This window comes from Arsenophonus nasoniae, from assembly GCF_004768525.1.
Classification (GTDB): domain Bacteria; phylum Pseudomonadota; class Gammaproteobacteria; order Enterobacterales; family Enterobacteriaceae; genus Arsenophonus; species Arsenophonus nasoniae.
The window spans coordinates 41,630-50,328 of record NZ_CP038622.1; the positions used below are offsets into that span (position 1 = coordinate 41,630).

The following is an 8,699-nucleotide window of genomic DNA, read 5'->3' on the forward strand; positions in this document are numbered from 1 at the left end:
GAAATTGCCAGATTCGTCAGCCCAGTTATCGGTGTGTTTATCCCAGGGTTCAAAGGAAACAGGGATTATTCCTAGCTCCGTATAGGTGATGAATTCATCGGCAGGCAGACTTTCAGTTATTCCCCCTCAGTGTAGTCGTATCCAGCGTCATCGGCTTGGTCTTGGCGTTGTTTAAAACCCCTGATAATCGTGACTAGCGGCGGGTAATACTGCGTGTCGAGAAAAAATTGGGGGCCGAGTCGGAGGCAGTGGCGTATGGCTTCTTTTAGGGTGTCATAAAAAAATTCAGGCGGTCTGTCATCATCATTTTCGGGTGGGAGAGAGAGCATAAAACGTTTCGGATAAACAGGCGCTGTGGCACGTGAAGTGACGGGCAGCCTGCCTGATTTAACCGGTTTACGCTTTCTGGGAGATTTATTGCGAGCCATCGAGATGAATCCCTGAAAAAAATTAACCTACTGCAGAGTATAAAACAGTACTCAACTCATTAACATCCCCGAAGCAGCACCGCTGCGCCGCTCACGCGTAGCGTGCTACGTTCAGCTGCCGTGGTAAAGCGGGTTTTCTTCTTGGCCTGTACTGCTTTTAATCCTAACCCAATAGCTAAATGCGTTTTGCCTACACCGCTTGGGCCAAGCAACACGACATTTTCATTACGTTCAATAAACGTTAATGCGCTTAATTCCTGTATGTGTTGTTTGGGGATCCCCGTTGCAAACTTAAAATCGAACGTATTAAGTTCTTTATGTGCTGGGAATCCTGCCATCCGACTCAAAAGATTACGAGTTCGTTCATCTCGTTGTTGTTGCTCACATTTTAACAGGGACAGTAAAAACTCTCCGTAGCTTTTGTCTTGGGCAATGCATTTTTCGGCAAGTGATGACCAATGAGTCGGAATAGAATTTAATTTCAATGACTCACACAGGTGTTCAATTTGTTCATGCAATAACATGTTCACCTCCCAGTAATGCTTCGTATACGCTGATTGAGTGTTGCAAACTGACAGATTCAAGGGGCGGTACGATAGGGATATTAAGCGTATTAGTCTGTGGGATAGATTGGCAAACCCTTGCTGGTAAGGGTAGAAGAGACTTCACTTCCTTAGCTAATCTATCTGCTGGCTTCTCTAACGTTGTTCCATGAATTCGCTGATGGGCAACGCGTTGTAACCATTGACCCACTTTTGCATTAGCTATTTCAATATCCAGTTCAAGATTATGAGCACGAAGGTCGGTGTTTAATGGCACGATAAAGCTGTTTTTTAAATAGTGGTTAAAGCGCTCTACTTTCCCTTTCGTTTTTGCCCTGTAGGGCTTGCAAGCCTTCAATTTAAACCCGTAATCTTTCGACATTTGAAGCATTTCGACATGTAATTTATGATCACCTTCTGCATAAGCATCCCGTTCGATGATGAGGGATTTTGCGTTATCACACAATACTTCCTGTGGTACACCACCAAAGTAGTCGAAAGCTTCTCTTAAACCTTGCTGCCACGATTCTGCTCGTTCATTATCAAAGAACTTTACATAACTCGCACGCGAATAGCCTAGCGTTGCAACAAACGCTTTCAGCGATTTTTTATCTCGCCGGATGCTGGTGAAGTCGATTTGCATTTGTTGACCTGGCTGTGTTTCAAAACGGACGACTACTTCGGGAACAATGCTTGGTTTAAATTGACAAACAAATCGGCGTAATTGAGCAATACCACCTTGATAGCCGTTTTCAACTACCTCATCAAATAAGACTGTTGCAGGGATCCAATCAGGTTTAGCCAGTTCAATTCGCTGAAGCAAATAAGGTTTAAAGGGGGATAATTTAGTCGGTTGTTGACTTCTTTTAGCATAAGTTGGCATTGTCTGTTGTTGTAAATGATGTTTTACGGTGTTACGGGATATACCCAACTCACTGGCAATTTTTCGAAGGCTTTGTCCTTGTGCAAAGCGAACATGAATATCCACAAATATCTCCTTGGTTAACATAAATTATCCGTACAAAAATGTGCGAATAATACCAAGTGGATCAGTTTTAGATGATCGTTAGTGGATCAGTTTTGCATGATCGGTGACAACATGAGCGATATTCTCACCCGCATATTTTTTATTATAATTATTTCCCTCAGCTAACGTGTCAGTCGCAATCTGATTGAACGATTTACCTTGTCCACTAAACTCGGTTCCTTGACCATCATAACAATAACCTTGAAGTTCACCTTCACGAGTAATGTACTCAATACTGTTGCTTATTCCGGCTAACGTTGTCCCTGCGCCTGTAATTTTAAAAGCGACTTCATTACTGGGTTTATAACCCCATGATTTTGGCTGATAACCCTGTTTAACTTTATAGTTAAAGGCAGATTTTGAGGCTCTACGACTACGAAAAGCTGACTTTTCAGCTTGCCCTTTTGCACGTTTTATCCGGTAATCGTAATCCGTCTTAATGCCCATCTTAATCACCCAAAACGATTTAATGCATGGTCACGAAGTGATTCTACTTGTGACACTAAATCAGACATAACACCCATTAACTGACGAATGTCTTGGCGAAATTCCGTATCGTTCACCGTACAATATCTGCCTCCCTTAATGATATAGGCAATATTGCGACCAATCCGTTTTGCTTCACTATTCACTTTACGTAATGCTTCAATTTCAAATGGATACAAACAAGGATGTTTTGGAAATAGCGTTTGCCTTAAACGTAAGGCCATTTCACGACTTAGGCTTGATGGTTAGGAATCTCAATCAATACAGTAAGGCATTAATGGAGGTGTTTTGAACTTAATATTTCTATTAAATTCTGACAGTTTTCTCGTTGATTAACCATGAGAACAGTAATTCGGTTAAATTATCATCTAAAAGCCTAATAATAGGCACACTGCTCCTAGGCTGCGGTTTGTAACCATCGTTTTTTGACCATTTTATCCCGCCTTTCTGACAGTAAAGTGACGGCGTGTATTCCTTTTTCCGCACTCATAAACCGCAATCGGTTTCCACATAAAATACATTGGTACGGGTCAGTATTTAAAAAACCTTTGATAAGGGCCCCAAACCCAGGTTTTTCAGGCACATTAGGAGATATCATGTCTAACGCCTCATACACCTTCGGTAATAAGCACCCGCGTTTGCGATTGGCTAAAAAACCGTAATAACGGATCATCTTAAAATGTCGCGCAGGGATATGACTGACATAACGCCGTATCATTTCTTCTTGGGATAAGGTCTGTCGTCTGTATTGTTGGCTGTGGTGGTCATAGTAATGATGAACCACGGTGCCGCCGCTGTAGTGTTTCAATTGAGAAGCGGAGATAGGGGGACGTTTAAGATAACGGCCCAGATATTTCACATTATGCCAGGCCCCGCGTGTCTTTTTGGCAAAATGTACTTTCCAATAACGTTGAAACTGGGCATTGAGGTAACGGCACCAGGTCTGATAATTGCGAATGTGCCCGAAGCCAGGCAATTTATTGGGTTGTAACTGAAAATAGTTATCCCTAAGGAGTCGAATGACCGCACTGCGCCAGACCTTTTCAACGTCTTTCTTTTTAAAGAAAATCGGTTTCCAGGTGTCATATTGAGTGAGTCCCCCACGCGTGACGGATAAATGAATATGCGGATGTTGATTGAGTTGGCGACCGTAAGTATGCAGCGCACAAAAAATGCCAATTTCGAGGCCTTAGCGCTTGGCGTTTTTGAGCATGGCGCGGGTTGCACAGCGAAAGAGTTGGTTGAGCAAGTACCAGTTATTGTTAAAAAAAGGCCAAAGTAGGTGAGGCATAGTGAGGGTAATATGTTGCCATTCGCAATCCGGCAAAATATGGCGCTGCTGGGCAATCCACTGTTCGGTGCCTTTGAGGCCACACGCACTGCAGGCTTTGGATTTACAGGTTTGACAAAAGAAGCGTGAATGAGAGCATTCAGGTGAAGAACAGCAATAACGGCGAACGCCCATAGCGCAGGTGCTGCAGGCGAGCATCTTTTCGACAGAGAGTAGTTGCCATTCATCCACGTGATTATTTTCGATGAAAAGGTTCCATCCGTCATCGTATTGAAATAGCAGTTTTGCAGGTCTGGGGATGTACATAGAGCAGAGTATAAAAGACGAGAAGGGAATTGCCTAGAAATAGAGCGCCTTTGCCGCGATGCTCACGCCAAAGGTGTGCTTATGTTCTACCGTGCGCTTTTGCATATGACTCTAGTGCAGTACTTTCATACTCATACAAAGAGACAGTAGTACGTGTTACTTTTTGTTCTTTTGATACCTCAAAACTCGTCTTTACATTATCCAATTTAAGAGTTTTCTCTTTAGCCATTTGATTAACCGATTTAAAGCCTTTTGATTTTGCCATCACCTCAGCTTGTACATATTGCTCATCTGTTAAGTAAAATTTTATTTGTTTCATCTTTCCTCCAAGAGAGCCAACTGCAAGTTCAGGCAAAACCTTGTTTTTTGGGGATTATGAGCAAAATGGTACTATTTTGCATCATAATCCCTATCCTGCATTAATTATACCTTGCATTTAATGCATTTTTCTATTCTTTAGTTGAATAAAGGCATTTTATTCATAACTTATGATAAGAATGTCAATTAAGACATATTCGCATAAAAACAAAATGGGGAGTAAATAATCAATAAACGAATGTAAGTAGTGGAGTTCGTATCAAAAAAATATTAAGCAAAGATAAAATAATCCTCCATGCATTACATTGATGGAGGAGCTAGAGAGATAAAAAAATTAACCAGTCAAACATTCGTTGTAAAGTCGATTGAATTCTTGCTGATAAGCATTAGCGACATCTTTGTTATTTATCACGATGACATTTTCAGCATTTCTTTTTGCTGCGCTGGCACTGTAGTTAAATGAACCTGTTTGAACAGTATTGGTGTCAATGACCATAAATTTATTATGCATTATGGCGTAATGATCTGTTAAGCAAGTTTCAATCTGATGGTTCTTCAAAAAAGTTACGGCGGTATATTTGTTTCCATTTGCCTTTTTATCCGCAACGACTTTAATGTTAACGCCTCTTTTTTTGGCTTCTAATAAGGCTAACGAAACAGGTTTGCTCGTAAAACTATACGCAGCAACATGAATATCCCTTTTTGCCTGATAAATCGCATTTAAAATAATATTTAACGCCGTCCCCGTTGTTGAAAAACCCACTTCAATTTCTTTTGCATTAACGACAGAGGGTAACAATAAAAAATACAATAAAATTATTTTCCATTTTTTATATCCGTATCAAAAAAAGTCTATTTATTTTGAAAAAAATCGATTGGCGTTTTTTAAACTTTCCGGATTTATTTTCTCATTTTTACCTTCTTTATTTCCTTCAATCACTGGTTCAATAATTTCTTTTTGCAAACTGCCATCACCATAAATTTTCCCCTGTAGTGCTCTAACCTGAATATGACTTTGAGGATCCATTAAACTATTTTTATATTCTTCTTCCGTTATTGGCATCCATTCAGACCATTTACCATTAGGATCTAAATGATTAATTGTCCTTTTCTGCCAAGCAACAATTTCATTAACATTAACTTCCTCATTATTTTCAGCAAATGCATCAAAAACAGCTCGAACATCATGTAAATTACCATCATTTTCAATCGTCGTTGATAAAAAACTCGGCAACCTTGCATCTAACTCACGTAAACCAAAATACAACATTAAAGCATCTCGAATAACAGGTGTTTTTTTGCGATATGATTCAAGCGCCTCTACGACCTTTCTTTGTCCCACAATGTCTTCATTTAGGTAGAAAAAAAACTTTTTATTACTCATATTAATTATCTTCACTATCCAGTGCGCCCAACGCTTTGACTAAAGCAGTTTGTGGTTCATCTATTTTCTTGACCTTATCCCCCAATACGTGCCAATGTTTTTTAAATGGAGAAAGTAAAAATTCTGCGCCTCCTCCGGTTAAATAAATACGGTGAAAACTTTTGTAATTTTCCTCAATATGACCGATAACACTATCCGATAATTGCATCATAGCCATTTCCAATGCTTTTTTGACATGGGAAATCATCGATTTATTATTAATATATTGTGCTATATTCCGGTTTTTTACCATGTCCCTAATAAGACTATCCGTATCATTAAAATTCAGTTCAGTATCTGCCATCATTAAGGCATTTTGAACCTGTTTTATAATTTGACCTACCCCTAAGTTTTGATTTCCGGTAGTCTTAATGACATCATTAAAAACCCCACGTATTAAACCACAGTCAAGTGTTGTACCGCCCAAATCAACAACCAGCGATAATTCCCTTTCTTGAACATTATCAATGGATAAAATGGGCGCTACAGAAGGAATTGACTCCGGCAACACCTTGATATCATTAAAAGTAAAAACATCACCATTATTTAACTCGACTTTTTCTTTTAAGTTATTAATTTTTTTCCTGATATTTTCCTTATTTTCCTGAGCATCAGTATTGTAATATTCCGTAATAGGTAAAGTCACAACCAAATCAATTTCTTGTGGCTTTAAACCACTTTGTTGTAATGCTTCCTGAATACCTAATGTATTTATCGGTCTATACTGATAATTGATGTTAGTCGTGGAAATAATTTCATCACTATTGGGGGAGTAAGAATATTTCTTGCCATTAACAATATAATTGTGAACTTCGCCAAAGGTATTGTTTTTCCACTTTTCTACAAACCCATTTTGTAAAACAAATAGCTTTATTTTTCCATCTTCAATCCAGGCTAATTTAGTAGCTGTCGAGCCATCATCACAATAGACTTTCATCGAATTTCCTTTTTAAAATTAAAAAAATAAATTATATCTAATTTAAAAGATAATTAAAACAAAAAATAACCATTTAATCACCTTAAAACTAAATAACATAAAAAAACAAAACCAAAAAGGTGATAAAATAAAATAATAAGGTAATTTTATGTAAAACTAAAATCAATAAAATATAAAAAATACACTATAAAAGTGATATTTAAGTATAAATTACGTGATTGTGATAGATAAAGCAGTTCACAAGACACTCTAATTTCTTAGAGCGTTCAGGATTAAGTGATTTATTGCTTATTTCGCCGAGCTAAACGTTGCAGATTATCGTCAACATCGGATTGGGTGACCTCTCCAACTATCTGACCGTCTTTGTCATAACGAAACGCCCCTAACTGGATAAGTGCGCGATAATCAGTATGATGACCAATACTCCCTAAACAGGCTCTCAAACGCCTTCTGGCTATTGGGAAACCCTTTTCTTTCACTTCTTGCCACATATCTTGCTGGATACCAATTTTCATTGGGCACAACTTGCCATCAGGGAAAAGATAAGGCCAAAACGTGCTGATTTGTGAAATCGCTTCCTCTAACGGCAATCGCTTTTTAGGCGGTATGGGTGGTTTTGGAATTTTAACCTTCACTGCCTGTTTAGGTTTTTCAACCAGCTTCTTGGGCTGCTGTTTTACTACCTTTTGGGGTTTCGGTTTTTTTGCCTGTTTTTTGTGCGTAGCATTCACCCAGACCTTTTTACCGTAAACAGTATTACTTGAGGTCTGTTTTTCTGGTGAAGCCTTTCTAGTGCGATTGAGGCTTAATTTCTGGCGTTCCGTCATGGTTTAATCTTTAAACAGATTGCTCATTTCGACATCAGTCAAACCCGTAAATTTCATCACAGATTGCCTATCCATACCACTTTCTAGCATTTGCCGTGCTATCTTCATCGATGCATGTTTCTCGCCCTTTTGCATTCCCTCTTGAATTCCCTCTTGAATTCCTTCAATTTTACCTTCTTGTCTTAATGCTTGAGCAATAGTCATAAGTGCTCCTTCGTGTTTCTCTGACTGTTTCGCTATCTCAGTGATAAATTCCATTGGCTTTTGCATTTCCTTCTTGGATGAGATAATTAAACATCGTGATGACTTGATTATCAGTATAATAATTATACGACAGCAGTGTCACAATTTCATCAAGAAGCTCTGTCATATCCCGTCGGCGAATGTGCTTTTGTATCAAAGTTAACAAAGCCATGCGCTTATGTTGCATAATCTCGCCATCATCAAGCGTGGTGACATCGGCTAACTTAAAGGGATTGGTGTAGATACTCTTCGCTAGTTCCTTGTCCTCAAAGCAATTGAGCCAATTCGTGCTATAGGGGTGAGGACTTTGTTCACCTGCATAAAACAGGATAGGGAAAACTAACGGTAATTGCTTATGTCCATTCTCTAAATGCTTATGCATGGCAGCAAGGCTATAGCGCATTAATCGCCATGCAATGAGCTTATCAGGGTTGGACTGATGCTCAATCAAAACATAGATATATCCGCTGCCCTTTGAAGTGCTGACTGAGTAAAGAATATCACTCTGGTAGTTTTTCATCTCGATATCGACAAATGAGCCGGATTCCACTTTCAGACTATCCAAGTCACACAAGGCTTTAAGCTCATCCGGTAGCCAGATATCAAAGAAATCTTTTGCCGTCTCTTTCTCGCTTAAAAACTGCTTGAATACGGCATCGTGTGGGGTTGGGGTAAATTTTTACTCATCTGATATTTTCGTTGTTTACATAACAAATTGCATCATAACAAACGAATACACTATATTGAACGAGCAATCTTTTCATTACATGACATTAATCCTTATCATCAAAACACCTCGTTAACCACACGGGGTGTTTTTTTTGAAAACCTCAGACTTATTTTTCAATAAAAAATAAGTGCATAATTTTGC

The 8,699-nt window shown here is 38.9% G+C and carries 10 protein-coding genes and 2 pseudogenes; all 12 read right to left on the reverse strand.

The annotated features are described in order from the left end of the window. Positions 1-116: 116 nt before the first annotated feature. Positions 117-428 (reverse strand): hypothetical protein, encoded by a 312-nt coding sequence (locus ArsFIN_RS24970; protein WP_135679074.1) that lies wholly within the window; start codon positions 426-428, stop codon positions 117-119. Positions 429-487: 59 nt separating this feature from the next. Then, positions 488-952: an ATP-binding protein gene (locus ArsFIN_RS24975; protein ID WP_276489446.1), complete on the reverse strand. Its 465-nt coding sequence runs from the start codon at positions 950-952 to the stop codon at positions 488-490. Beyond that, complete coding sequence (gene istA, locus ArsFIN_RS24980; RefSeq protein ID WP_135679076.1) at positions 939-1,979, reverse strand: IS21 family transposase; 1,041 nt, start codon at positions 1,977-1,979, stop codon at positions 939-941. The genes ArsFIN_RS24975 and istA overlap by 14 nt, the downstream gene beginning before the upstream one ends. Before the next feature lie 57 nt (positions 1,980-2,036). After that, positions 2,037-2,444: a hypothetical protein gene (locus tag ArsFIN_RS24985; RefSeq protein WP_135679051.1), complete on the reverse strand. Its 408-nt coding sequence runs from the start codon at positions 2,442-2,444 to the stop codon at positions 2,037-2,039. Between the two features lie 5 nt (positions 2,445-2,449). Further along, entirely contained in the window at positions 2,450-2,707 is a 258-nt protein-coding gene (locus ArsFIN_RS24990; RefSeq protein WP_135679049.1) for a hypothetical protein, read from the reverse strand. A gap of 173 nt (positions 2,708-2,880) precedes the next feature. After that, positions 2,881-4,080, reverse strand: a pseudogene (locus ArsFIN_RS28050) (IS91 family transposase). A gap of 79 nt (positions 4,081-4,159) precedes the next feature. Next, positions 4,160-4,435, reverse strand: coding sequence for a hypothetical protein (locus tag ArsFIN_RS25000; protein ID WP_135679047.1), 276 nt, complete (start codon positions 4,433-4,435; stop codon positions 4,160-4,162). A gap of 297 nt (positions 4,436-4,732) precedes the next feature. Then, positions 4,733-5,218: a phospholipase D family nuclease gene (locus tag ArsFIN_RS25005; RefSeq protein ID WP_026823965.1), complete on the reverse strand. Its 486-nt coding sequence runs from the start codon at positions 5,216-5,218 to the stop codon at positions 4,733-4,735. A gap of 36 nt (positions 5,219-5,254) precedes the next feature. Further along, positions 5,255-5,782: a hypothetical protein gene (locus tag ArsFIN_RS25010; RefSeq protein ID WP_026823966.1), complete on the reverse strand. Its 528-nt coding sequence runs from the start codon at positions 5,780-5,782 to the stop codon at positions 5,255-5,257. Between the two features lies 1 nt (position 5,783). Further along, positions 5,784-6,758 carry a plasmid segregation protein ParM domain-containing protein gene (gene parM / locus ArsFIN_RS25015; protein WP_026823967.1) on the reverse strand — a complete coding sequence of 325 codons (975 nt, stop codon included), beginning with the start codon at positions 6,756-6,758 and terminating at the stop codon, positions 5,784-5,786. Positions 6,759-7,039: 281 nt separating this feature from the next. Beyond that, positions 7,040-7,585, reverse strand: coding sequence for a ProQ/FINO family protein (locus tag ArsFIN_RS25020; protein ID WP_026823968.1), 546 nt, complete (start codon positions 7,583-7,585; stop codon positions 7,040-7,042). A 3-nt stretch (positions 7,586-7,588) separates the two neighbouring features. After that, positions 7,589-8,507, reverse strand: a pseudogene (locus ArsFIN_RS25025) (Rpn family recombination-promoting nuclease/putative transposase); the annotation flags it as partial. Between the last annotated feature and the right edge of the window lie 192 nt (positions 8,508-8,699).

Coding starts and splice junctions, on each gene's coding strand:
- ArsFIN_RS24985 (WP_135679051.1), bottom strand. CDS start 2,444: ATGGGCATTAAGACGGATTACGATTACCGGATAAAACGTGCAAAAGGG.
- ArsFIN_RS24975 (WP_276489446.1), bottom strand. CDS start 952: ATGTTATTGCATGAACAAATTGAACACCTGTGTGAGTCATTGAAATTA.
- ArsFIN_RS25010 (WP_026823966.1), bottom strand. CDS start 5,782: ATGAGTAATAAAAAGTTTTTTTTCTACCTAAATGAAGACATTGTGGGA.
- parM (WP_026823967.1), bottom strand. CDS start 6,758: ATGAAAGTCTATTGTGATGATGGCTCGACAGCTACTAAATTAGCCTGG.
- istA (WP_135679076.1), bottom strand. CDS start 1,979: ATGTTAACCAAGGAGATATTTGTGGATATTCATGTTCGCTTTGCACAA.
- ArsFIN_RS25020 (WP_026823968.1), bottom strand. CDS start 7,585: ATGACGGAACGCCAGAAATTAAGCCTCAATCGCACTAGAAAGGCTTCA.
- ArsFIN_RS24990 (WP_135679049.1), bottom strand. CDS start 2,707: ATGGCCTTACGTTTAAGGCAAACGCTATTTCCAAAACATCCTTGTTTG.
- ArsFIN_RS24970 (WP_135679074.1), bottom strand. CDS start 428: ATGGCTCGCAATAAATCTCCCAGAAAGCGTAAACCGGTTAAATCAGGC.